General features: G+C 34.0%; 24 protein-coding genes. 20 read left to right on the plus strand and 4 right to left on the minus strand.

What is annotated here, in order from left to right; translation table 11 throughout:
* The first annotated feature begins 49 nt into the window (after positions 1-49).
* The 14 genes from ACP6L2_RS04270 to ACP6L2_RS04335 all read left to right on the plus strand — a co-directional run bounded on the left by ACP6L2_RS04270 (position 50) and on the right by ACP6L2_RS04335 (position 15837).
* On the plus strand, positions 50-1222 hold the full coding sequence (locus ACP6L2_RS04270) for a hypothetical protein (RefSeq protein WP_440508061.1): 1173 nt from the start codon (positions 50-52) through the stop codon (positions 1220-1222).
* A complete protein-coding gene (locus ACP6L2_RS04275) occupies positions 1219-2346 on the plus strand; it encodes a glycosyltransferase family 4 protein (protein WP_440508062.1) in 1128 nt (375 codons plus the stop codon). Before ACP6L2_RS04270 ends, ACP6L2_RS04275 begins: the two co-directional genes overlap by 4 nt.
* Positions 2343-3461 carry a glycosyltransferase gene (locus ACP6L2_RS04280; RefSeq protein ID WP_440508063.1) on the plus strand — a complete coding sequence of 373 codons (1119 nt, stop codon included), beginning with the start codon at positions 2343-2345 and terminating at the stop codon, positions 3459-3461. The genes ACP6L2_RS04275 and ACP6L2_RS04280 overlap by 4 nt, the downstream gene beginning before the upstream one ends.
* Positions 3462-3471: 10 nt before the next feature.
* Positions 3472-4590: a glycosyltransferase gene (locus tag ACP6L2_RS04285; RefSeq protein WP_440508064.1), complete on the plus strand. Its 1119-nt coding sequence runs from the start codon at positions 3472-3474 to the stop codon at positions 4588-4590.
* A 111-nt stretch (positions 4591-4701) separates the two neighbouring features.
* Positions 4702-5163, plus strand: coding sequence for a S24 family peptidase (locus ACP6L2_RS04290; protein WP_440508065.1), 462 nt, complete (start codon positions 4702-4704; stop codon positions 5161-5163).
* Positions 5160-5426, plus strand: a complete 267-nt coding sequence (locus ACP6L2_RS04295) for a PqqD family protein (protein WP_440508066.1) — start codon at positions 5160-5162, stop codon at positions 5424-5426. Before ACP6L2_RS04290 ends, ACP6L2_RS04295 begins: the two co-directional genes overlap by 4 nt.
* Before the next feature lie 11 nt (positions 5427-5437).
* A complete protein-coding gene (locus ACP6L2_RS04300) occupies positions 5438-6535 on the plus strand; it encodes a nucleotidyltransferase domain-containing protein (protein ID WP_440508067.1) in 1098 nt (365 codons plus the stop codon).
* Between the two features lie 9 nt (positions 6536-6544).
* Positions 6545-8170, plus strand: coding sequence for an ABC transporter ATP-binding protein (locus tag ACP6L2_RS04305; protein WP_440508068.1), 1626 nt, complete (start codon positions 6545-6547; stop codon positions 8168-8170).
* 6 nt (positions 8171-8176) lie between these two features.
* A complete protein-coding gene (locus tag ACP6L2_RS04310) occupies positions 8177-9073 on the plus strand; it encodes a hypothetical protein (protein ID WP_440508069.1) in 897 nt (298 codons plus the stop codon).
* Between the two features lie 96 nt (positions 9074-9169).
* Entirely contained in the window at positions 9170-9880 is a 711-nt protein-coding gene (locus ACP6L2_RS04315; RefSeq protein ID WP_440508070.1) for a polysaccharide biosynthesis/export family protein, read from the plus strand.
* Between the two features lie 11 nt (positions 9881-9891).
* Positions 9892-12294, plus strand: coding sequence for a GumC family protein (locus tag ACP6L2_RS04320; RefSeq protein ID WP_440508071.1), 2403 nt, complete (start codon positions 9892-9894; stop codon positions 12292-12294).
* A gap of 489 nt (positions 12295-12783) precedes the next feature.
* Positions 12784-13974, plus strand: a complete 1191-nt coding sequence (locus ACP6L2_RS04325) for an OmpA family protein (protein WP_440508072.1) — start codon at positions 12784-12786, stop codon at positions 13972-13974.
* A gap of 29 nt (positions 13975-14003) precedes the next feature.
* Complete coding sequence (locus ACP6L2_RS04330) at positions 14004-14180, plus strand: hypothetical protein (protein WP_440508073.1); 177 nt, start codon at positions 14004-14006, stop codon at positions 14178-14180.
* Positions 14181-14190: 10 nt separating this feature from the next.
* Positions 14191-15837, plus strand: coding sequence for a hypothetical protein (locus ACP6L2_RS04335; RefSeq protein ID WP_440508074.1), 1647 nt, complete (start codon positions 14191-14193; stop codon positions 15835-15837).
* Between the two features lie 71 nt (positions 15838-15908).
* Here ACP6L2_RS04335 and ACP6L2_RS04340 read toward each other — a convergent pair whose 3' ends face one another.
* Positions 15909-16793 (minus strand): bestrophin family protein, encoded by an 885-nt coding sequence (locus ACP6L2_RS04340; RefSeq protein ID WP_440508075.1) that lies wholly within the window; start codon positions 16791-16793, stop codon positions 15909-15911.
* Between the two features lie 48 nt (positions 16794-16841).
* On the opposite strand from ACP6L2_RS04340, the gene ACP6L2_RS04345 reads away from it, so the two are divergent.
* Entirely contained in the window at positions 16842-17693 is an 852-nt protein-coding gene (locus tag ACP6L2_RS04345; protein ID WP_440508076.1) for a glycoside hydrolase family 25 protein, read from the plus strand.
* A 13-nt stretch (positions 17694-17706) separates the two neighbouring features.
* Positions 17707-18003, plus strand: a complete 297-nt coding sequence (gene trxA / locus ACP6L2_RS04350) for a thioredoxin (protein ID WP_440508077.1) — start codon at positions 17707-17709, stop codon at positions 18001-18003.
* 30 nt (positions 18004-18033) lie between these two features.
* Here trxA and ACP6L2_RS04355 read toward each other — a convergent pair whose 3' ends face one another.
* Complete coding sequence (locus tag ACP6L2_RS04355; protein ID WP_440508078.1) at positions 18034-19353, minus strand: hemolysin family protein; 1320 nt, start codon at positions 19351-19353, stop codon at positions 18034-18036.
* Positions 19354-19582: 229 nt separating this feature from the next.
* Here ACP6L2_RS04355 and ACP6L2_RS04360 point away from each other — a divergent pair, with 229 nt between their 5' ends.
* Positions 19583-20698: a phosphotransferase enzyme family protein gene (locus ACP6L2_RS04360; RefSeq protein WP_440508079.1), complete on the plus strand. Its 1116-nt coding sequence runs from the start codon at positions 19583-19585 to the stop codon at positions 20696-20698.
* Between the two features lie 3 nt (positions 20699-20701).
* On the plus strand, positions 20702-21340 hold the full coding sequence (locus tag ACP6L2_RS04365; protein ID WP_440508080.1) for a carbohydrate-binding family 9-like protein: 639 nt from the start codon (positions 20702-20704) through the stop codon (positions 21338-21340).
* A 72-nt stretch (positions 21341-21412) separates the two neighbouring features.
* Here the strand turns inward: ACP6L2_RS04365 and ACP6L2_RS04370 are convergent, their stop codons facing one another.
* Positions 21413-21979: an NADPH-dependent FMN reductase gene (locus ACP6L2_RS04370; protein WP_440508081.1), complete on the minus strand. Its 567-nt coding sequence runs from the start codon at positions 21977-21979 to the stop codon at positions 21413-21415.
* A 96-nt stretch (positions 21980-22075) separates the two neighbouring features.
* Between ACP6L2_RS04370 and ACP6L2_RS04375 the strand changes: the two genes are divergently transcribed.
* Complete coding sequence (locus ACP6L2_RS04375; protein ID WP_440508082.1) at positions 22076-24520, plus strand: ligase-associated DNA damage response DEXH box helicase; 2445 nt, start codon at positions 22076-22078, stop codon at positions 24518-24520.
* A complete protein-coding gene (gene pdeM, locus ACP6L2_RS04380; RefSeq protein ID WP_440508083.1) occupies positions 24513-25163 on the plus strand; it encodes a ligase-associated DNA damage response endonuclease PdeM in 651 nt (216 codons plus the stop codon). The genes ACP6L2_RS04375 and pdeM overlap by 8 nt, the downstream gene beginning before the upstream one ends.
* Positions 25164-25192: 29 nt before the next feature.
* Here the strand turns inward: pdeM and ACP6L2_RS04385 are convergent, their stop codons facing one another.
* Positions 25193-25531, minus strand: a complete 339-nt coding sequence (locus ACP6L2_RS04385) for a hypothetical protein (protein WP_440508084.1) — start codon at positions 25529-25531, stop codon at positions 25193-25195.
* Between the last annotated feature and the right edge of the window lie 27 nt (positions 25532-25558).

Consider the following 25558-nt stretch of genomic DNA (forward strand, 5'->3'; position numbering starts at 1 on the left):
TTTCCCGATAGAATTTACTTTCCTGCCCCCTGGATTGAATACAAAGCTCATGTTGGCAGTATTGGGGCTTCCTTTGATGGGATATCATATGATCTTATTGAGAAATGTAGTACTCTCAAAAGAAATCTTAATCGCTTCATTGATCGCAATAATATTTTCTTTAGTAGGCTTTTACTCAACAGATGTCAATAATACCAACGATTATGCTTATGCCACATATATAAGTTCGATGTGGGTATGGTTATCAGCCTCTTATGTGGTTTGTACAGCCATTTCTTTAGTGCATGGTAAAATATCCTTCAAAATATTAACCAATTATTTGATTGGAGTCTGTTTATTCCAATGTGCTTCCGCCTTATTAATTGAGTTTGTACCCGCTTTTAAAATAGTTGTGGATCGATATGTAAACATGGGAATTCGAGAATTCTTGGAAGAAGTCGATCGCTTATATGGAATAGGAGCTACCTTAGATGTTGCTGGAATACGGTTTTCTGTGGTATTGGTCATGATTGCTATCCTTTTATCAACAGATAAAAAAGCTAAGCAAAACAATCTTCAAATTTTTATTTATACCTTATCATTTTTCTTGATTGCCGGTATTGGTAATATGATGGCTAGAACAACTTCTGTGGGGATGGTTATCGCCCTTATATATTTAATCTTTGCAAATAACGTAATAAAATCAAAGATTGCTGTTTCTGAAATTAAACTGTGGTCAATAATTATTTTATCTACTTTATTAATGTTTGGATTAGGTGTTTTTTTATATCAAACAAATAAAGATGTTCATGAATTATTAAGATTTGCATTTGAAGGATTTTTCAATTTCGTAGAAAAGGGGGAATGGCGTACGGATTCTACTGACCGATTAAACACAGAAATGTGGATATGGCCAGCATCTAACGATACAAAAACTTGGTTAATAGGAAGTGGTATTTTTTCGGACTGGTTTTTTGCAAAAACTGATGTGGGATATTGTCGATTTGTATTTTATTGTGGTACAATAGGATTATCCATCTTTATCTTTTTCTTTATTTACCTCTCTTACGCATTATGGCATAAGTTTTTAGAATTCAAAGAATTTTTCTTTATACTTTTTGCCTTAGTTATGATTAATTGGATAAAGGTTTCTACGGATTTATTTCTAGTTTATGCTTTGTTTCTTTCCATGGGGAGTCCCTATATTTATTCCAACTTCTATAAAAAACCGGAGGAGGAATGAGAATAGTTTATTGTATTGCTGGTACTTATAATTCTGGTGGAATGGAGCGGGTCTTAGCAAATAAGGCCAATTTCTTTGTAAATCTAGGCAATGAAATCATTATCGTTACTTCGGATCAAAAGAATAGAGTGCCGTATTTTCAATTGAGTAATGCAATAAAGCAAATTGACCTTGGGATTAATTATTGTGATACTGTTAATGCAAATTTTATTAAAAAAGCCTCTGCTTATAAAAGAAAGCAGATGGTCCATGAAAGAAAACTGAATGAGCTATTAATGCAATTAAAAGCAGATATCGTTATTTCTATGTTCGATCATGAAGTCAGTTTTCTCTATAAAATTAAAGATGGTTCTAAAAAGATTGTAGAAATTCACTTTTCAAGATTTAAACGACTTCAATATGGAAGAAGTGGAATCATGGGTTTAATTGATAAATATAGAAGTAAACATGACTTGTTTTTAGTTCAGCAATACGATGCATTTGTTGTCTTAACACAGGAGGATAAAGGTTATTGGGGAGATCTACCAAATATCACCGTAATACCTAACGCGAATAGTTTTGTTATAAATGAAAGGGGAGATTTAATTAACAAACAAGCCATTGCTGTTGGTCGATATGACTATCAAAAAGGATTTGATGACTTAATAAACATTTGGGAATTAGTCCACCAGCAAGAACCAGAATGGAAATTGAATATCTATGGAAAAGGCGAATTGCAATCTAAATTTGAGCAAATGATTAAGGAACGTAATTTAGAAACATCGATTCAACTATGTAGCCCAATAAAAGATATCCAAAATGCATATTTAACAAGTTCGATGTGTCTGTTGACTTCTAAATATGAAGGCCTTCCAATGACTTTATTGGAGGCACAGGCCTGCGGATTACCATTAATTGCTTACGCGTGTAAATGTGGGCCGAAAGATGTTATTCAAGATAATGTCAATGGTTATTTAATTGAAGAAGGTGATCAGAAAAGCATGGCCGAAAAAATAGTTTTCCTTATTCAAGAGGAGGATAAAAGAAAAACAATGGGAGGTGAAGCCAAGAGGTTATCTTCTAACTTTGAAGAGGAAAAGGTAATGCAACAATGGATTTCCTTATTTAATAAGCTTCTTGCATGAAAAGGATAGTGATTTCTGCCGTAAATATAGTTGAAGCTGGAACCTTAGCAATTCTAAGGGAGTGCCTAACTTGTCTCTCCAATTTAGCTGAAAATGAGGAGGTCGAAATCATTGCTATTGTTCATAAAAGGTCTTTAGCTGATTTTAAAAATATCACTTACATCGAAACAACATGGCCAAAACAGAGATGGGTTAATCGATTATGGTATGAATATGTTAGTTTAAAAAAGGTTTCTAAAGAAATCGGACCTGTTTTTGTTTGGTTCTCTTTACATGATACAAGTCCTAGTGTGATTGCTAATCGTAGAGCCGTTTATTGTCATAATTCCTATTCCTTTTATCGCTGGAAATTACATGATTTAATATTTGCACCTAAAATTGCCTTATTCGCCATGTTTACCAAATACATTTACAAGACGAATATCCATAAAAATGATTATTTGGTTGTCCAACAAAATTGGTTTCGAGAGGCGATGTCGAGAATATTCAAAATCAATAAAAAAAATATTATAGTTGCCCCAGCGCATTTTAAAAAATCTATAATAGATACAGTTACTAATGCAAATGATTTAGGTTCTTCAGATATATATCAATTTCTTTTTCCAGCATCACCCAATAGTCATAAAAATTTTGAAGTAATCTGTAAAGCTGCTGAACTACTAGAAAAAATAAATATTTCAAAACCTTATAAAATTATTCTGACGGTATCTGGTTCAGAAAATAAGTATGCTGGTTGGCTATATAAAAATTGGAGTAAAATTCAAGCTATAAATTTCCGGGGCTTTGTAAAAAAGGAAGAATTAAATGAATTGTATAAACAAAGTAATTGTTTGATTTATCCTTCAAAGGTAGAATCTTGGGGTTTGCCTATAAGTGAGTTTTCAGCTTATAATAAACCAATGCTATTAGCCGATTTACCATATGCTAAAGAAACAGCTGCAGGGAGTAATAAAACAGCATTTTTTAGTCCAGAAGATGCTGAGGAATTAGCGATGCTTATGGAGAGATTAATCGAAGGAGATGAAAAGGATTTAAAACCAATTCCATTACAAAAGATTGAAGAACCAATAGCCAATAATTGGAATGAATTGTTCACTATTTTATTGAGAGATTAACTGAATAGTTATGAAAGTATTGCAATTGGGGAAATTCTATCCCATTAGAGGAGGTGTGGAAAAAGTCATGTATGATTTGATGTTAGGTCTGTCAGCTGCTGGTATTGATTGTGATATGCTATGTGCTTCAACGGAAAATCATCCTGCCGCAGAAATACAATTAAATAAGCATGCGAAGTTAATGGTTATGCCTACAAATATCAAAGTTGCTGCAACCATGTTAGCTCCAAACATGGTAATTAAATTAAGAAAAATTGCCAAACAGTATGATATCATTCATATTCACCATCCTGATCCAATGGCAACTTTAGCACTCTTTTTATCTGGTTACAAAGGAAAAGTTATATTACATTGGCATTCGGATATTCTTAAACAAAAAACATTACTTAAATTATATAAACCCTTACAGAATTGGATAATTAAACGAGCAAATCTAATCGTAGGAACTACTCCAGTTTATGTGAAAGAATCAATTTTCTTAGATAAAGTACAAAACAAGGTAGACTATATTCCAATAGGTATTGAAGCTAAAACAGGCGACAATGTATTAGAAAATTCACTAAAAATACAATATCCTGAAAAGTTTATAGTTTTCTCTTTAGGGAGGTTGGTTGAATATAAAGGGTTTGAATATTTGATTAAAGCCGCCACTTTATTGCCAGACAATTTCCAAATTCTGATAGGAGGGAAAGGTCCATTAGAAAGTGAATTAAAAGAATTAATCTCAACCTTAGGACTGACAGAAAAAGTGAAACTGCTTGGTTTTTTATCTGATGAGGACGTAGATGCTTATTTTGCTATATGCGATATCTTCTGTTTAAGTTCTATTTGGAAAACAGAGGCCTTTGCAATAGTACAAATTGAAGCAATGGCAAAAGGTAAACCCATAGTTACAGCAGATATTCCAGGATCAGGTGTAAGCTGGGTAAATAAAGATGGAATTTCAGGTATTGTCGTACCGACAGAAAACCCTCAAGCATTGGCTAATGCTTTCAAAAAAATAGAAGAGGATAAAGAATTTCGTGAAAAATGTATTCAAGGTAGTTTATCCCGATACCATGAATTTTTCTCTAGAGATAAAATGGTAGGAAAGTGTCTACAATTATATCGAAAAGTCCTTTCAAATTAGTTGTATAATAGGTTTAGAAGTACATTTGCGATGGATTAAAACAATGAATTCTTCTGCCTAAAATAACGAAGTAGCGTTTTAGTTTAAGATAATGATTTTGTAGTAATCCAAATGAAAGAAGCTACCAATGAAATTAAAACAATAGGTAATCTCCAATATTTCGAAGAGGTACGGCGATTATTAATTTCAGGTAAGGAAATTCAAATTCCTGTCCGTGGGCATAGTATGGAACCGTTTATTAAAGAGGGAAACTGTGTTCAATTGGAAGCTTTTCAAAAGAGACATTTAAAATTAGGAATGATTCTTTTAGCATTACATGAGGGACGCTATGTCTTGCATCGTTTAGTGAAGATCAAAAATAATGTATTGGTTTTGGCTGGAGATGGAAATATTAGTCAACTTGAATATGTAAGCCTGGAAGATACCTTTGCAGCTGTAAGGATAAAATCCTTTGATGGCAAAAAAAAAGATATGCAAGGTAAAATCCCTAGATTTTTAGGTCTCAGTTGGTACTATAGTCGAGGGATTCGGCTATTTATTATACGATTAAAAAAGATATGGAACCTACTATGAAGCTGAGAAACGATCTTACCTTGCGTAAAGTAGCAGGCGAATACATCATTGTTGATCCTGGAAAGGATATGGTTGACATGTCTAAAGTCTTTACTTTTAATGAAACGTCGGCTTTTATCTGGGAGGAGCTTCAAGGGAAAGAATTTAACGAAGAAGACATCGTAGCACTCTTGCTGGAAAATTATGAGGTTTCTAAAGAAATTGCTCAAGCAGATGCTCGAATACTAATTGATCAATTTCATAAATTTGGATTGATTATATAAATACCTTTGAAGTGGAAACTCGAGAACAAGCGGCATTTTTCAGCTTATTACGTTCAGGTTTATGGGAAAACAACATAGATCGAATTGATTTATTCCCATTAAATCAAGATGAATGGAATTGGGTTTTGGAGCAAGGACGTATTCATACTGTAGAGGGTTTGCTATTTCAAGGTATTCAGAAATTACCAATGAATCTGACGGGATCAAAAGCACATTTATTTGAACTAGCTGTGCGAGTTGAAAAAATAGAACAGCGAAATCTCTTAATGAATGATGTTCTTGCTGAACAATGGAAATATTTTAATGATTTAAAGATAAATGCCTTTTTATTAAAAGGACAAGGTCTTGCCAACTGTTATTCTCAACCCAATCTACGGGTTTGTGGTGATATAGATTGGTATTTGCCTGTGAAAGATGATTATCACCGACTAATAAATCACTTAAATACACGCGGATTTGATGTTAAAAGTGATACAAAATATAGCTCAAATTTTATATGGAATGGGTTTGAAATAGACTTACATCAGAAGTTATTTGATCTCCACAATCCATTTAACCGTAATTATTTAAAAAAACTTGAACTGGAAGAATCAAATAGCTTTACTTTATTAGCAGTTCATGATCAGAAAATTAAATTACCTTCAGTTGCAATTCAATTAGTACAAACTAGTTCACATATATTAAAACACCTACTATCATTCGGGATAGGTCTTCGTCAATTATGCGATATTGCTCGTCTTTATTACCATTATTCCAATCAGCTTGCAACATTAGGATTACCTAAAATATTTAAAAGACTAAATATATATTCTTGGATAAAACAATTGAATAAACTATTAATTGATTATTTAGCTCTACCTGCAGAAGTTATAAAAAACGTTGGATATAGCACTAAAAATGCAGATTGGATGATGAAAGATATCCTACAATCTGGAAATTTTGGATATTATGATAGTGACTACATTCAATACGAAAATACAGGAATATTATCTCGTCGTAGAACTTTTAAAAAAATCAGTGGAAATATTTTCAGATATTTACCTTATGCTCCGATGGAGGCAATAAGTTTTCCTATAGCGCATTATTTTTCAAGGACTGCCATTAAATAAACCAATTGTTTGAACGCAACATTATCATATCAGCTTAGATGGTCTTGGAAACAAACATTAGGAGAACGTGGTCGACTATTGTTGTATTTTGTATTGGAGTTAATTGCCATAGCACTTTCATTAATATTTGTCCTCCTATCCAAACAATCAATTGATATTGCTACTCACAAAATAGTTGGTGATTTAACAACAAGTCTATATTTAACAGCAGCAGCACTATTATTAGGGATGTTTCTTCGAATAGGTAGTTCTTGGATTAATGAAAGGAGCCGAATAAACCTTTTAAAGCATTTGCAGAATAAGGTCATTAAATCACAGATGCTTGCCACCTGGAATTATGTCAAGCAATTTCACAGTGGAGATGTTCAGGTAAGGATTCAAAACGATTGCCAAGAAATCGCACAACTCTTAAGTTCCCATTTTCTGAATTTTGTCTTGACGCTTATCCGTCTTATCAGTTCTTTCGGATTATTATGGCTAATGGATCCTATGTTAGCTTGGTTAATACTTGCAATAACACCGCTACTATTTTTTTCAAAGTTATATTTCAAAAGACTTAGACGATTAAATCGATTGGTTAAGGATTCTGAAAGTAAATTAGGACAAGTAATTCAAGAAAATTTACGGTTTAGGTTATTAATCCGTGCTTTAGGAGTTCATCAGTTACGTTGGATGAAAACAGAGAATACTCAAGAAGATTTGTTAGTTAATAGACAAGGTTTATTGAATTTCTCTACTGTATCCCAAGGTATGATGCGACTAGCTGTTAATATTGGATTTTTAGTGACATTTATTTGGGGTGTATATAAGTTGCATTCCCAAGAAATAACCTTTGGAACTTTAACCGCCTTTTTACAACTAGTAGGAAGAATACAAAATCCAATTCTAGGGTTAATGGCTTTTGTTCCATTATTCATTAAGTATCGGACATCTGCTGAACGTGTTGAAGAATTATTACAAGTAGAACAAGAAGTCGAGAATAATAAGGAACCATTGAAGAATGTAAAGCAGATTGAATTAAAACAAGTTTCATTTCAATACGATGACTTAGATGTCCTTCAAGATTTGAATATTAAATTTAATAAAGGTGAATCAACTGCTATTGTTGGTGCCAGTGGAAAAGGGAAAACTACCTTAATTCGTCTATTGCTTAATTTAATTCCTGTAAATTCTGGTGAGATATCTTGGATAGCTGAAGAGGGGGAGGAAACTTTAGGATCTCAACACAGAAAGGAAATAGCTTATGTGCCTCAAGGTGACAAACTATTTAGTGGTAGTATATTAGACAATTTACAAGTTGGCATCGAACAACCTTCAGAGGCAGCATTAAAAGAAGCCATCTATTTGGCATGTGCAGAATTTGTATATGATCTGCCAGCAGGATTAACCACTACTATTGGTGAAATGGGTTATGGATTATCTGAAGGACAAGCAGTTCGTATCGCTTTAGCAAGAGCATTACTTAGAAATTCATCAGTATGGATATTTGATGAGCTTACTGCGGCATTAGACGTTGAAACGTCTAGGACATTATTAAAAAGATTAGAATCTTTTGGAACAGATAAAATAATTGTTTTTGTAACTCATGATTTAGAACTGGCGGATCAATGTTCACAAACAATTTATATTCGTTAAGGGTTTATGAAGTTAACTGAGAATAAAGAAAAATATTTTCAAATTGCAGGTATAATACTTTGCATTAGCTATCCGGAAGGCTTTCCAATGGCTAATTATTTGTTTTCTTTTAAACCATTTTATTTGGGCGAAAACCTAAATAATTGGGATATATATGTTGAAGTGACATTAGAGAAACCAAATAGAAATGAACAAGAGTATAAGTTATTGAGCGATATTTCGCAGGTGTGGGGAGATAGATTTCAATTGGAAGAATCAGAAGATAATTATATTACTACTATTAAAACGGGAAAAGGTGATCCCTGGGAAATGCATAGTCAAAAGGATTTTAAGAAATCCATTATATATGTTGGAGAAATTGAAGATTTACAATCCAATCATTTGTCTTGGTTATTAATGGTGGCTTTTGGACAACATGCAATATTTCATAAAGGAATTTTGATTCATTCTTCAGTCATTCTTAAGAATGGATTTGGGTTTGGGTTTTTAGGTAAAAGTGGAACTGGAAAAAGTACCCATAGTCGAATGTGGCTAGAACATTTAAAAGATACTGAATTGTTAAATGACGACAATCCAATGATTCGGATTATGCCAGATGAATCAGTAATGATTTTTGGTACTCCGTGGAGCGGTAAAACAGCTTGTTATAAAAACAAACAAGCACCTTTAAAAGCTTTAATTCGACTCGAACAGGCTCCTGAAAATAATTGGATAGAAATGCATGGAAAACAGGCACTACTTCAAATTTTGCCTAGTTGCACTGGATTACGTTGGAATGCCAACCTTTATAATAAAATGTTGGATAATCTTGAAGAAATATTAGCAGCAACGAAAATAGCATACTTAAAATGTTTGCCTAATGGAGAAGCTGCTCGATTAAATTATGAACGATTAATAGATTAAATAATGAAAGCTAAATTTATTTACACAGTCCTATTTTTAGGTTTGTTATTGTTAAACTCCTGTGTCAGTTCTCGAAAGGTGGTATATATAAATGATATGATACCCAAAGTAGATTATGTTGCAGCGGAAATTCCAGAGATCAAAATTCAAAAATTTGATCGATTACAAATCCGAGTATCTTCCAAAACTCCTGAATTAACTATTCCTTTCAATAGTGGTTCTGAAGGTTATATTGTTGGAGAAACTGGACAAATAAGTTCAGCAAATAACTCAACCACAAGCCCTGCTACGCATGGGTATTTGGTAAACTCACAAGGTCAAATAACTTACCCAATTTTAGGTTCCATTTCAGTTGAAGGCAAGTCAATTCCGGAGATAGAAAACCTTATTAAAACAAAGCTGATTGAAGGGAAATTAATTAACGATGCTACTGTGCAAGTTGATCTGTTGAATTTGAAGATTAATGTAGTTGGAGAAGTTAGTAGAATCGGAATACAATCTGTTCCTGATTCTAGAATTACCTTGCTTGAAGCGATTTCTAACGCTGGTGGATTAACTACAAATGCGGCCCCAGACCGTATTACCGTTATTCGCGAAGAAAATGGCGTAAGAAGACAATATGTTACAAATATTGAATCAAAAGATATTTTCGAATCACCTGTTTTCTACTTGAAGCAAAACGATATTGTATATGTTGAGCCGGTTACTGCAGCGACTACTCCAAAAGAGGAGCGAGGTTGGCGTTATTTAACTACTGTATTAGGGTCAGCTACCTTAATTATTTCCATCATTTCCTTAATCAAATAATATAATTCAATATGATTAATAAGGTTTCGAATAACGGCAGTTCGAATAATTCATCTGGAACTATTAATGTACTCGATGTTTTAAAATATCTTCTGGTAAATTGGAAATGGTTTCTGTTATCGGTTTTGATTTTTGGAGGATATTATTATTATCAGTACAGCAAGTCTCCAATGGTTTACAGTCGCTTTGAGACTGTCATGATTAAAACACCGGAGAATACACCTACAACCGCTCGGATTACTAGAACGAATCAAGCTTTCAATTCGGTAAGTGTTGCCTCAGAAATTCTACAGTTAAAATCTGCTGAATTAATGCGTCAAACAATTAGTAGGATTGGTGCGGAAATGAGTTATAGCATCAAAGACAAATTAAGAACGGTTGAATTATACAAGAAATCACCAGTTACTATAGTTGTTGATGGAGTTAAGCCAGAAAGTTATTTCTCCTTAAAAGTAACTCCTTTAGATCCACAGACTGTTATAATCTCTGACTTAAGTAGCGACAAGAAACATAATCAAATTAAGGTTAGATTGAATCAAGAGATTAATACATCCTTAGGAAAGATTAAAATTATCCCTACAAATTACTATTCTGCAGTATATTATAATGAAGACATCTTAGTTACCAAAAATCAACGGGAGAATATGGTTGGTTATTTCATGAGTAATTTGTCTGTAACGCAGATGGAAGATGATGCCTCCTTACTTCAAATTGTAATTGAAGACCAAAATCCTGATAGAGCTTCAGAATTAATAACGGAGATGATAACTGTATATAATGAGATATCGCTTCGAGATAAAACACAAATTGCCGTTAATACAGAAGACTTTATTCAAGAAAGATTAGCGATTATCGAAAGAGAGCTAGGGACAGTTGAAACGGATATTGAAAAACTACGAATTGCAAACCAAGGTGTAGATGTTGGATCTGCTGGTGGAATGTACCTATCAGAAAGTAGACAATTTCAAGGCGAACGCACTAAGATTGAAACAGATATAAAGCTTGCTTTAATGATGCGTGAGTACCTTAATAATCGATCAAGACAGTCTGAATTAATACCTAATAACACCGGATTGGTAGATGCAAGTGTGGAAAGTCAAATTAGCGAGTATAATGCAACACTCCTAAGACGTAATCGATTGGTAGAGGGAAGTAGTACTGCTAACCCTGTGGTGCAAGATCTTGACCAAGTTTTAGGATCTATTCGCTCGAACATTGATCGTGCTGTTGATAATACTCTAGCTGGATTGGAAATAAAAGCTAGAAATGCCAGACAAGAGGAAAGATCAGCTCTAGGTAAAGCAATGGCCATTCCTCAGAAACAACGAGTAATGCTTTCCGTAGAGCGTCAGCAGAAGGTTAAAGAGGAACTTTATTTATACCTATTAAATAAACGAGAAGAGAATGCGATCAATAAGGCTATGACGGAAGATAATATTCGAATTATTGACCCTGCATCTGGTAGCAATTCACCAATTGGACCAAGTAAGTTCAAAAAGCTAGCATTAGGTACAGCAATTGGATTGGCATTACCAGCAGTAGTTTTATTACTGATGCTTATGCTTAATACAAAAGTTCGATCTCGTCGCGATATTGAAGGGGCTGTAAGTGTACCATTTATTGGTGAAATCCCGTATTCAAAAGAGTTAAAGAATATGCCTCATGAAATTGTCGTAAAAGAACAAGGTGTAGATTCTGTTACTGAATCTTTTAGGATCTTTCGGACTAATTTAGGATTCATGTCAGCTGGTGAGAAAGAACAGAAAGTTTTAATGTTTACTTCTTTCAATGTAGGAGCAGGAAAAACCTTTTCTGTTATTAACCTAGGTGTTTCTATAACTTTCTTGAAAAAACGGGTGGTTTTATTGGACTTAGATTTACGTAAGGGAACCTTAAGTAATAAAACCAAAGTTCCAATGTCAAAAGGAGTTACACATTATTTATCAGATAATCACGTAACGGTAGATGATATCATTTATAAAGATAGAATTGCTCCAGGGCTAGATATCATTCCAATTGGTACTATTGCTCCAAATCCAGTTGAACTTTTATTGAGCGAGCGCTTAGATGAGTTAATTCAAGAACTGAAAAAACGATACGATCATATTGTTGTAGATAATGTTCCTTTGGGTATAGTCGCAGATGCTAAAATTGTTAATCGTATTGCTGATGTTACTGTATTTGTTATTAGAGCTGGTAAAATGGACAGAAGACAATTACCAGAGGTACAAAATATCTTTGAGTCTGGTGACTTAACAAATATGGCCATATTATTAAATGGTATAAACTTTAACGATTCCCGATATGGATATGGCTACGGATATGGCTATGGTTATGGAGGATATGGATATGGTTACGGCTATGGATATGGTAATGAAAAGAAAAAGAAATCAATTTTCAATTGGTTTAAATAATTATATTACATATCAAAAAGTAAAGGTCTTTCATTTCGATGGACCTTTTTTATGTGAAGTCATTTCGTTTAAGTGCTATTGAGCATAATTTTATATGAGGTAAGTTACTTTTAGAATATCCGTTTTTTTAGGCAATTTGTAAAGTTGTTATAGTATTAACCTAATTATATATAAACTTTACTTCATATCAAATTATTTTTACAGCTATTGTTATGATTTTAGATAAAATCTTTCATTATAACACCTATCTACTTTCAAATATCCCTTTGATTTATAATACAAAGAAAAAATAGCATTTATTATATGCTAAAATTACAACAAACCTCCTTAATTTATCTTTAAGATAAAAATAATTCTTAGTGGTGTAATGTAAATACTACACGAATTATTAAATTTCCATTTGCTGATATATTGATTTATTATTAATTATATTTTTGATTTGTAATATTTAAACAACAGATTGGAATAACAATTAATTCAATAATTAGATTGAAAACACGATTACTTATCATATTAGGTTGTTCTGCCTGCTATTTAGTAGGACACAGTCAAGAAACAACCATTCGAGTTGACACGACATTAATAGAGCATAAAGACTCTAAGGAAATCATCCTTAATAAGTTTATGAATAACTGGTTTATTCAAGGAGGTGCAGGTGTTCAACATTATTTTGGAGATCATAATCGCCAGGCAAAGATTATGGAAATGATGAGCCCATATTTTGGCCTACATTTCGGTAAGTGGTTTTCTCCTTTAGTAGCAGGCCGTATCGGTGTTAATGGCTACCAGATAAAAGGATTAACACAAAATGGCTCTCACAGTACTGGGGAGGTTTATGATGCAAGCCAATCTTTATCGCATCAAGAATTTAAATATTGGCATGCCAATGCGGATGCATTATTAAATCTTACCAATCTTATTTCAGGGTATAATCCAGATCGTAAATACAATATAAGTCCTTATTTGGGATTGGGATGGATGGTGTCTGAAGAACCAAAACAACGTGAAGTAAGTGCGAATCTTGGATTTTATCAATCATTAAATCTATCAGGAGGGTTGGACCTATTTTTAGACATTCGTGGAGCTATGGTAAATGATCGCTTTGATGGTGAGATTGGTGGAAGAAGAAACGAAGGTCAAGTGGCTGCCTTACTAGGGTTAACTTATAGATTTAAGAAAAGAGATTGGGATAAACCAAAAGAAACTATTATCACCTATGATGAGCAAGAACATAAAAAATTAATTGCTCGTGTTAATCAACTTGCAAAAGATAATGACGCTTTAGCAAAACAATTAGCAGAAGCTAAGGGAAAAACCATTACTGATATTGTAGTTGAGAAAAAAGTATTAGCGGCACCTATACTAGTAACTTTTGAAATCAATAAAAGCATCCTTTCGAATGAAGCGCGTGTAAATCTTGGATTCTTTGCTAAAGTGATTAAACAAGGAAATCCTGATATAGTTTATCGCGTAACGGGATATGCTGATGCTGGAACAGGTACATCAGAAATTAATGAAAGACTTAGCAGCGAACGTGCTAATGCAGTTTATAAATGTTTAGTAAATGAATTTCATGTTTCGCCAAAACAGTTGAAAGTTGACTATAAAGGCGGCGTGGAAAACATGTATTACAATGACCCTAAATTAAGTCGTGCGGTAATATCAATTGCTGATAATTAAGCCCTAAATATCAATTCACATCACTCGAAATGAAACAGAAACTACAATATAAGAAACCTAATATCAAAGTTGTGGGTGTATATCTAGAACATGGTATTGCTGCATCTTCTGCAACAGTTGTTCCTGGAAATGGACAGTCAGGCAATTATTCTCCTGAGGTTGAAGATTGGAAGGACGAGACACAAGTACATCAACAAGATTTTTAATTCCAAGACTATGAAAACGAATAAAAATTTACAATCCTATATTAGGATCACTTCATTAACAGCAATATTCCTGATTACATTCTTTTCTGCTTGTTCTAGGAAAGAAGTTAGTGATTTTGACGGTCCAATCCCTTTGGGAAAAGAAGCCGTTTTATCCGTTTCTATTGCCGGAATTGAAAACCCAATGGATAAGGAAATGGAGAGCAAGGCAATAGCAGGTCGAGTAATGATTAAAGGTCAGTCTTTAAAACCCCAGGTGAATACTGCGGAAGGTAGTTTATATGAACTCCCAGACTTTGATGCATTCGTCCAATCGACATCAGGAGCAATTACTGATAATAAGAAATTGAAGATTGGGTTCGATAGATCTTCCAATACCTCTGGCAGCAATAAAGCAGAAGCAAAACCCATGGAAAATTTAGTTACTTATCAAATTCTACTGTACAACCCAGACGGAAGCTTATTCAAATCTGTTCAAGCAAAATCCAATCAAAAGCTTGCCATCGAAGTATGGAAGGGTGTTGAATATAATTGGTATGCCTATTCGTATAATGAAACAGCCGATATGCCTGCATTAAATAATGCTGCTAATCCAACAATTGAATCAAGTATTAGCAAAGATTTATTATATGCTAATGGAACGGTAAAAGTAGATGGAGCAGGAAATATTGAAAAACCATTGGCTATTTTGTTTAAACATAAAGTATCCAATATAGTAATGGAGTTAAATGCTCAAGGCCTGTTTGCCGGGTTAAATACTGTACAAGCAACTTTTGCTGGCAATTATTTCAAAAAGGGCACTTTAGATATTAAAACAGGTAATATGACCAATTTGACAACTGTTACTACTGGTCCATTAAACTTTTTTAGAACTCATGAGGAATTTAAAGACACTATTAAACGCGTTTCTTATTTTACAGCAGATGAAGCAGCAATTAATAATTTCACCTTTAATCTAAATTCATTTACACTTGCTTTAGATAGAGGTGATACAAGAACATTCACTACTGCTACAAGCTATCCTTTTACTGTAGTTCCCACACATGGTACTCGATTAACTGGCACAGTGGTGATGGTGGAATCCGCATTATTCATAGCAAATACCAGATGGGCTAGAGCAAATCTTTATTTCAGTGATCCTGATTTGGCTTATCGTTTTAGACATCAAAGTGAAGATGTGTATCCTCGAGATCCAAATGAATATTGGAAATTTAAAACTCCATTCCCGGGTTCAAGTGAATTACAAATCGGTACTCAAGACCCTTGTACCAAAGTATATCCAAAAGGAGTTTGGAGAATGCCAACAGATGGAGAAGTGGACAACCTTGTTAATCAGAATGGGCGTGTTGATAACAATGAGTTTGCAGAATATCAAGCCTCTGGAGTAGGGAGCCCATATCCAAGTAATAAATTAAGGATTAACAAAATTGGATACTTACACCCAGTCGGCCAAATGTTTGGAGTTACGGAAGATGGAGATAACGCTTACTTGTATTCTTCAAAAGCAAGGACTTTAATAGGGGGATTATTTGGTGGGGTTTACATGTTTAAAGCAAGTAATTCTAGGCAATATATTATCTCTGGAGAAAAGGTATGGGGAGAATGGTCTGCCTCTTCTTGGGGTGGACGTGTTAATGTAAGATGCGTAAGAAATTAAAATTTCAATAATTGTAGAACCTATGATCAACAGAAAAGCTCCAACGGTGGGGCTTTTCTTTTTAAACTTAATTAAGGAAGCAATATTTCTTGACTATGTTTCTTAATATTTGCAGCCATTTTATCTATCGGTAAATCATCTGAATCCGTCCCAAAGGGCTCTTCAATGGATTCTCCAATCATTTCTAAAGCTGCTAATACATAAAATACAAATGGAACTGCTGCAATAACAAAATATCCCAATGAGAAGACATAACCTATTGGTAGTGTCGCTGTGTATAGTATGATGAAAGTTTTGATAAATGAACTATAACCCAAAGGTATTGGAGTATTTTTTATTCGTTCGCAAGCCCCTGTAATCTCTGTAAAGGCATTTAATTCCTTGTTTAGTGTAATTAGTTGCTCACCTGATAACTTTCCCTCTTGATAAAGCTTATTCGTTTTTTTAAAGATTAATGCGGCTACCTGATTTGGGCCATGTTTTTTATCGTCTAATTCTTTAAGTTCAGGATGTGCAGTTTCATCTAACATGAATCTTGTATAATCTGATTTAAGATATTCAGCGAGCGTTTCAGCAAATAAGCTTATCGATTTCCTATAAAAGCTTCGATTTACCTTATCATCAGGTTCTAGATAAGCCTGCATCTTAATTGCCAATATCCTGCTTGTATTGGTAAGAGCTCCCCATTGTTTCCTTGCTTCCCACCAGCGATCATAGGCTGTATTTGTTCGAAAAACTAATAATAGTGACAATACGAACCCCAATAAATTATGAACAATATTGATGTTCTTTAGCCAGCTCTTATCGGATAATTTTAAATATTCCAATTCCCAATAGGCAATACCCCAGGAGAATAATATAGATATAATTAAGTAGGGTAGAAGACGCTTGAAGATCTTAAACGTATGGAGATAAATACTTGTGCTGAGCCAATCTTTCGGGTTATATACAATCATTCAAATTTTTCTTTGACTATAGTCAGAAATACTCTAATTTCACGCAATATGACAAAAAACAGGAAAACTGTCAAGCGAAAAGTAATATCTGATCAGACCTATAAAAAACGGCTATTGATTTGGAGCATTGTTATTCCTGCATTTTTAGTTTTAGTCATATTTGCCTGGCAACATCGAGCGGGCCTTGCTTACCTTTGGATAAAAGTCTTTGAAAAAGAGAAGATCAGTCAAGAAGACCAAGGGAAATATGATGTTCGCAATATTGAATTAATGCGGAGGCATGATGACAAAATCTACGGAATAGATATTTCCCAATATCAAGGTAACATTAGTTGGGATGAGGTGATGACTATCAATGACGAATTTCCAATTGATTTCATCTACATTAGAGCAAGTATGGGCGAATCTGCAAAAGACAGTAAGTTCAATAAGAATTGGAATGCAGCAAAGAAAAAGAATAAACTTCGAGGTGCATATCATTATTTTAGACCTAATGAAAATTCTGTAAAACAAGCAAAAAACTTTATCCGAATGGTTGATTTAGAACCCGGAGATTTACCACCTGTTTTGGATATTGAAGAAATGCCCAGAAATCAATCCATGGATAGTTTGAAAATGGGGCTTAAACGTTGGTTAATCCATGTAGAAAAACATTATAAAGTAAAACCTGTTCTTTATTCAGGTGATAAATATTTTGCAGATTTTCTAGAAAAAGAGTTTGGAGATTATACCTTATGGATTGCTAATTACAATTTTTGGGTTGAGAAGCCTAAGAAACATTGGAATATATGGCAATTCTCTGAGAAAGGAACAGTAAAAGGAATTAAAGGACCAGTAGACTTAAATATGTTTTCTGGAGATATTGAAGATTTGGAAGATCTTTGTCTTCCTATAAATTAATTAGAATAAGAATATGGCATCATTTAATGAAATAATTCAAAGTAATGCACTCGTGTTAATAGATTTCTCTGCAGGTTGGTGTGGACCTTGTCAAATGTTAGCACCAATTTTAAAAGAAGTAAAAGATGAAATGGGGGATCAACTGACTATAATTAAAATTGACGTAGATAAAAATCAAGCAGTTGCTGCTAAATTCCAAGTCCAAGGAGTTCCAACCTTAATTTTATATAAAAATGGAACTCAGGTATGGCGTCAAAGTGGATTACAGCAAAAACACGAATTAATCCGCTTAATAAAGTCACATTTATAATCCCATATTTCAATACTATGGGATTATAGATTAATCTATATTAGCGGTTTCATCAGAGGATGGATCTACCTTGGTTAATATTAATTTATCAATACGGTGTCCATCCATATCAAGAACTTCAAACTCCAGGTTCTTATAGACTACTGTTTCGCCTTCTTGAGGTATATGATCTAATAGTAGGAATACAAGGCCCGCTACAGTGGTTAAATTTCCAATCTCATCTTCATCATCCTCATTAAGGTCTAGATTAAATAATTCGATAAAGTCATTTAATTGATAACTTCCATCTATTACAAATGATCCATCCTCACGTTTGCGAATTGTTTTCTTTTCTTCGTTTTCTGGAGAATCAAACCCTCCAACTAATGAAGCAACGATATCTGTCATCGTAATAATTCCCTGAGGACTACCATACTCATCTACTACCGCTGCTTGAAGTACCTTTGAGGACTTTAATGTTTGTAATACATTGTAGGCATAGGTATTTTCATTGACATAAGGAATTGGTTGTATTAATTCCGTCAAATCAGGCTGTCGACCACTTAAATACTCCTTAAATAAGGTCTTCACATGTACTAAACCTATTACATGATCAAAATTACCATTACAAACAGGATATTCTGTATGCTCATCGGCTAAGATAAAGGCCTTATTTTCATCAAAAGTACGCTGTATATCTAAATAAGTAATCTTACTTCTGTGAACCATTAAGTTAATAGCCTTTTTATCACCAAGGCTCAATACTCGGTCCACCATATCGTGCTCAATACCTTCAATCACACCACTATCAACACCTTCATCTACTAAGGCCTTGATTTCTTCTTCCGTTACAGTGTTCTGATTTGATTTAATATTAAAAAGCTTTACGATAAAGTCTGTTGATACACTTAATAACCATACGAATGGTTTGACAATAACACTCAAAATAGACATAGGTACAGCAATAAAACTTGCATATTTCTCCGGAATAGCCATACCAATACGTTTGGGAACCAGTTCACCGATTACTAATGATAGGTAAGTAATAACCAATACGACTAGAATTACGGAAATCTGGTTAGCATAAGGGCTTAGGGCAGGGATACTTGCCAATTGTGTTGCCAAATAAGTGGATATTGTCCCTCCAGAAAAGAAACCTGTCAAAATACCAATTAGCGTAATACCAATTTGAACCGTTGAAAGGAAACTATTAGGATGTTCTTTTAAGAATAATGCTGTTTTAGCACCTTTATTTTTATCAGCATGTGCTGCTAAGCGAGCTCTACGACTTGATACAATTGCAATTTCAGATGCGGAGAGGATTCCGTTTAAAACGATAAGGATAAGAATAATAACTATTTCAGTGATCATAAATGTGAATGCACGATTTAAGCTCCAAAATACAAAATTTTCTAGGCAATGCAGATATATTTCTATTTTGATTTTAATATAACTGTAAAATCTATTATGATTTGCGTAAAGAAAACTAAAATCTTAGCTATTTCATGCAACCGATTGATTAAAAAAAATATTTTATTTATTGATTGCTTATGTAGATATTGCGTTTACTTACATAGAATTATGAATGAAAAGTGAAGTAATGTCAACCAAAGAAACTGAAAAAAGCATTTTATCGGCAACAAAATTTAAGCTCAACGGAGAAGTACTTTCTGCCACTCCTTTTGGATCAGGGCATATCAATGATACCTTTAAAATAACAACAAACGCACCTTCCAATAATTTATATTTATTGCAGCGAATAAACCACCATATCTTTAAAGATGTAGATGGTTTAATGAATAATATTCAAGCCGTATGTAACCACCTTAAAATGAAGTTGGCACATTTAGGTGAAGAGGAAGTTTTGAAGAAAACAATGACCTTAGTTCCATGCTTAGATGGTAAAAAATATCATAAGGATGAAGAAGGTGATTATTGGAGAATCTTTTTGTTAATACCTGATACTCGTAGTTACGACATCCTTGAAACTACTGAACAAGCTTATTCAGGCGGTATGGCATTTGGACAATTCCAAAAACAATTAAGTGATCTAGATCCTAAAGAATTGGTAGAAATCCTGCCAAATTTCCATAACATCGAATTTCGCTTGAACAACCTTAGAGAAGCTATTGCAAAAGATCCTGTAAAGCGTGTGACTGAAGTTCAAGACCTATTGGATTACATCTTTGAACGAGAAGATAAAATGCGTTGGATACTTGAAATGGGACGTGCCAACCGTCTGCCATTACGCATCACTCACAATGATACCAAATTCAACAATGTCCTTTTAGATAAAAATGATCAGGTACAGTGTGTTATTGACCTAGATACGGTTATGCCAGGCTATGTGGCTTATGACTTTGGGGATGCCATCAGAACGATTATCAACTCAGCTGCTGAAGACGAAGCAGATTTAGATAAAATACAATTAAATATTCCTTTGTTTCAATCTTTCACCGCTGGTTATTTATCAGAGGCTAAAGAGTTTTTAACAGACGATGAAGTCGATTCTTTGATATATGCAGTACATTTGCTACCTTATATGCAAGCCGTACGTTTCTTAACAGATTATATTGATGGTGATACCTATTATAAAATAGCTTATCCAGAACATAATTTAGTGAGAACTAAAGCGCAATTAAAGTTAGTTAAAGAATTAGAAGCCAATCATGATAAATTATCAGAAATCTTGGCTGAGTACCTCACAACAAAATAAAAAATGAAACATCTTGAAGTAAGTGAGATAAATGCGAACCATATTCAGTTGGATTACCACAGTATGGCCAGTATATTGGAAGATCAAGCTTGGCATGGAATTGATGAAGCTAGTTGGAAAGCTGAATTCCCTTACATACCTAAGGTTAGATTCCAAATCGCTTATTCCAGTTCGCATATTTTTGTTCACTATGATGTAGAGGAGGAATTTGTTAAAGCAGCCAATATTCGACCAAATGAAAGTGTTTGGGAGGACAGCTGTGTAGAATTCTTTATTTCATTCGACCAAAAGAAAACCTATTATAATGCTGAATTTAATGTATTAGGAACGGGTTTAATAGGTTATGGTCCTGCAGTTAAGGAGGAAAGATCAAGGTTAGAAGACAAAGAAATTCTAAAAGTTGATACCTTTAGTCAAGTGAGGACCTTAAATGGTACTAAAACCTGGCAACAGATCCTTGCTATTCCAGTGGAAATATTTGGGTTACAACTCAATGCTCTTAAAGGAACATCTGCTTTTGCGAATTTCTATAAATGTGGAGATAGTTTACCAAAACCGCATTTTATTTCTTGGAATTTCATCGATAATCCAACCCCTAATTTCCACCTGCCCAATTACTTTGGAAAGATCAATTTTAGATAAGACAATTATTTTAAATAGCATAAAAAAGAGGCGTATTATTTTATAATACGTCTCTTTCTTTAATATATGGTCTTATTTCTTTGAGTTAATCAACTCAATCCAATCAATATAAGCTTCTAAAAATTTCTTCAAATACTTAGCGGTATCTTCATTGCTTAACTTTCCTTTATCGTCAAAGCTATCACCAACATTCCCGATATACATTTCTGGCTGCGCTAGTGTCAATACATTAACAAAAACCAAACTTTGCCTTAAATGATGATTAGAACCGAAACCTCCAATTGCACCAATGGAAGAACTTATCACGCCTCCCGGTTTTCCATTCCAGACCGATTTTCCATAAGGTCTAGATGCAATATCAATCGCATTCTTTAAAACTGCTGGCATAGAACGATTATACTCCGGCGTAACGAATAAAACAGCATCTAATGCTTTCACCTCTTCTCGAAAACTTGAATAATTTGACGGTTGTGATGGACTATCATCATAATCCTGATTATACATGGCTAATTCGCCAATCTCAATAATTCGAAAATCATATCCTTCAGGCTGATTTTCTATGATATAATTTGCAATCTTACGATTAAAGGACTCTTTTCTTAAACTTCCAACAAAAATTCCTACTTGTTTATTTGCCATAACATTTTGTTTTATATTTATTATAACAACTTTCTCAGGTATTTGTTAGTTAGCTTTAGGAAATATCTACCGATAAAATAATTGAAGTGTATTAAAATGAAGAATGAGTTTGCAGAAGTATGGTTTTATAATCAAGGTTGGGAGGCCCATCCTTTTCAAAAAGATTGTTGGGAGGCTATTGCTCAAGGAAAATCAGGAATTCTCAATGCTCCAACAGGTTACGGAAAAACTTTTGCTATTTGGTTTGGTATCATTCAACATTATTATTCCCAAAATCAAGAAGCCCAAACTGCTAAATCTAAAAAACGAAAAGGTCCTCATGCCTTATGGATTACACCATTAAGAGCATTGTCCAAAGAAATTCATAAGGCTACAAATCAAGTTTCTATGGATCTCGACCTCGATTATCAAATAGAACTTAGAACAGGGGATACAAATACTGCTGAACGTCAAAAACAACGTAAAACGCCTCCTCATGCGCTGATAACTACGCCTGAAAGTGTTCATCTCATATTAGCAACAAAGGCGGGACAGGAATATTTCAGTAATTTAGAATTCATCATTGTAGATGAATGGCATGAATTAATGGGCTCAAAAAGGGGAGTCCTTATCGAGTTAGCCATTAGTAGAATCAAAACTATTAATCCTAATCTTAAGATATGGGGAATATCTGCAACGATTGGTAACCTCGATTTGGCCAAAGAGATTTTATTGGGCCAATCTAATCAAGGTGTTTTAATACAAGCAAATATTAATAAGGAGATTCAGATTCAAACGGTGTTTCCCGATAATTTGGAAAAATTCCCTTGGGCTGGACATTTAGGCATTCGATTATTAGATAAAGTAGTTGATATTATCCATCAATATCGAACAACCTTGATATTCACCAATACCAGATCTCAGGCAGAAATATGGTACCAACAAATCATTAGTCAATACCCTGAATTTGCCGGTTTATTAGCTATACATCATGGTTCTTTAAGTGATGAAGTTAGGATGTGGGTTGAGGAAGCAATACATGAAGGAAAACTCAAAGCAGTAGTCTGCACCAGTAGTCTTGACTTAGGTGTGGATTTTAGACCCGTAGACTGTGTCATTCAAGTTGGGTCACCCAAAGGTATAGCTAGGTTCTTACAGCGTGCTGGGCGCTCAGGACATCGTCCTGATGCAACTTCAATAATCTATTATGTTCCAACGAATTCTTTGGAAATTATTGAAGGTGATTCACTCAAGTACGCCGTAGAAAACCATATTGTAGAAAGTCGTATACCTTACGTCAGATCATTTGATGTTCTCATACAGTACTTAATGACGCTAGCAGTTGGGGATGGTTTTTATGCTGATGAGGTTATTCAGGAAATAGCCCAGACACATTGCTTCGCTAGTATTAGTCAAGAAGAATTTGATCAATGCATGGCCTTGTTAATTCACGGAGGAACAAGCCTGCAAGCTTATGATGATTTTCATCGTCTAGAGCTTGTTGATGGAAAATATAAAGTGACTAACAGAAGGATAGCCATGCGTCATAGACTTTCTATTGGAGCTATTGTATCAGATTTAATGATGCGGGTAAAATTTCTTTCTGGAAAGTATTTAGGCTCTATTGAAGAATCTTTTATAGCCAAATTAAATACAGGCGATGTATTTTGGTTTTCGGGCAGACAATTGGAACTGGTTCAAATTATTGCAAATGATGCCATTGTAAAAGCCTCTGAGAAAAAGAAAGGTGTTGTGCCTTCTTGGATGGGTGGTCGTTTTGCCATTTCTCCAGACTTAGGGGTAGCTATTCGGCATAGCTTTAACAGCATTCATAAATCGAAAGGCATATCTGAAGAAATCGCCTATCTAAAACCCTTATTTCAAGAACAAAAAAGATTATCTGCTTTACCTAAGGAAGATGAATTACTAATTGAATACATTCAAACAAAATACGGAAATCATATTTTCTTTTATCCATTCGATGGCAAGCTTGTACATGAAGGTATGGCGCAAGTAATAGCCTATCGACTAGGAAAAATCAAGCCCGCCACTTTTAGTATTGCCAGCAATGAATATGGCTTTGAATTATTAAGTGATACAGACTATGAATTAAATGAACATCTACTTCATGAATTATTCAATCCTGCTAAGTTACATCAGGATATCAATTCGGGAATTAATGTTCAAGAACTTGCTAGACGTAGATTTCGAGATATTGCAGGAATAGCAGGATTAGTTTTTCAAGGATTTCCTGGAAAACAAATGAAAAGCAAACATTTACAGGCTAATGCTAGCTTATTTTTCTCCGTTTTCAGTGATTATGAGCCCAATAACCTGTTATTAAGGGAAGCATATGATGAAGTATTTGATTTTCAATTGGAGGAAGGAAGAATGCAACAGGCATTTAATCGAATAGCTACGCATAAAATAATTTTTAGTAAGCCAAATAAGCTCACTCCATTTTCATTTCCGATATTTGCAGAATCATTCCGTGAAAAATACAGTAACGAAGATTGGCAAAGCCGTTTGGAAAAAGTGAAAATGCAATTGTTAAATGAGTAAAAAGATCGTATTAAATGGGCTTGATGTCTATCTATTAGCTCAAAAAGCTTTATATTTCCCACAATATAATCTGCTTGTTATTTCAGATTGGCATCTTGGTAAACTGCAGCACTTTAGACAAGAAGGTATATTTGTTCCGGCACCTGATCCTGAAGAAGAATTCCAAAAACTAAAGCTCTTAATCGAAGAACTGAAAATAAAAGAAATTGTATTCCTGGGCGACTTGTTTCATTCCAAGTGGAATAAGCATTGGGATTTATTTAAATCCTTTATCCATAACTATAGATATCAAATTCAATTCATATTAACCGTAGGCAACCACGATATTTTGGAAGAAAGACATTTTAAGGATACAGCATTAGAATTGAAACAACATCATATTTTACCGGAAGGAATAGTCTTTTCTCATGAACCATTGTTAGGGTTAGAGGATCATTTGTATAATATTGTTGGACATATACATCCCGGTTGTTTAGTGGAGGCAGGGGCAAGGCAAACACTACGATTACCCTGTTTTCACTTAGAAGGTAAATTATTGACCATGCCCGCATTTGGTAAATATACAGGGCTTCATATCCTTCAAGTAAATGGAAAAAACCAATTATTTGCCATCGTAGGCGATACTGTTATTGAATTAAAATAGGAGAGTAGGTCAGAACCAATGTATTGGCTTTACTGATTTATTGGCGTTTTATTGCCAAAAGTTACCATAACCATCCCTACGATAATAATCAAGGATCCAAGAATCTGCATCCAACTTAAAGATTCCTTAAACCATAGTGCCATGGCCAATTGAACAGTTAAGAAAGTTCCTCCAGAACATAAGGCAATAACAATTGGTTGAGGGACGGTTTTGAATAATTGTACTAAAAACCAGGATGCCGATAATAATATCACATTGCCTAAAATTAAGCCTGTCCATTTGAAGGAAGGATTTATCCCACCATATTTAAATAAAATACTTGAACTGATTTGGCAAATCCAGAAGGCAACAAAGTAGGCGATTTTCATAGCTTATTAATAATCGGATAAAAATAA

It is taken from the genome of Sphingobacterium lactis (assembly GCF_051951495.1).
GTDB classification, from domain to species: Bacteria; Bacteroidota; Bacteroidia; order Sphingobacteriales; family Sphingobacteriaceae; genus Sphingobacterium; species Sphingobacterium lactis_A.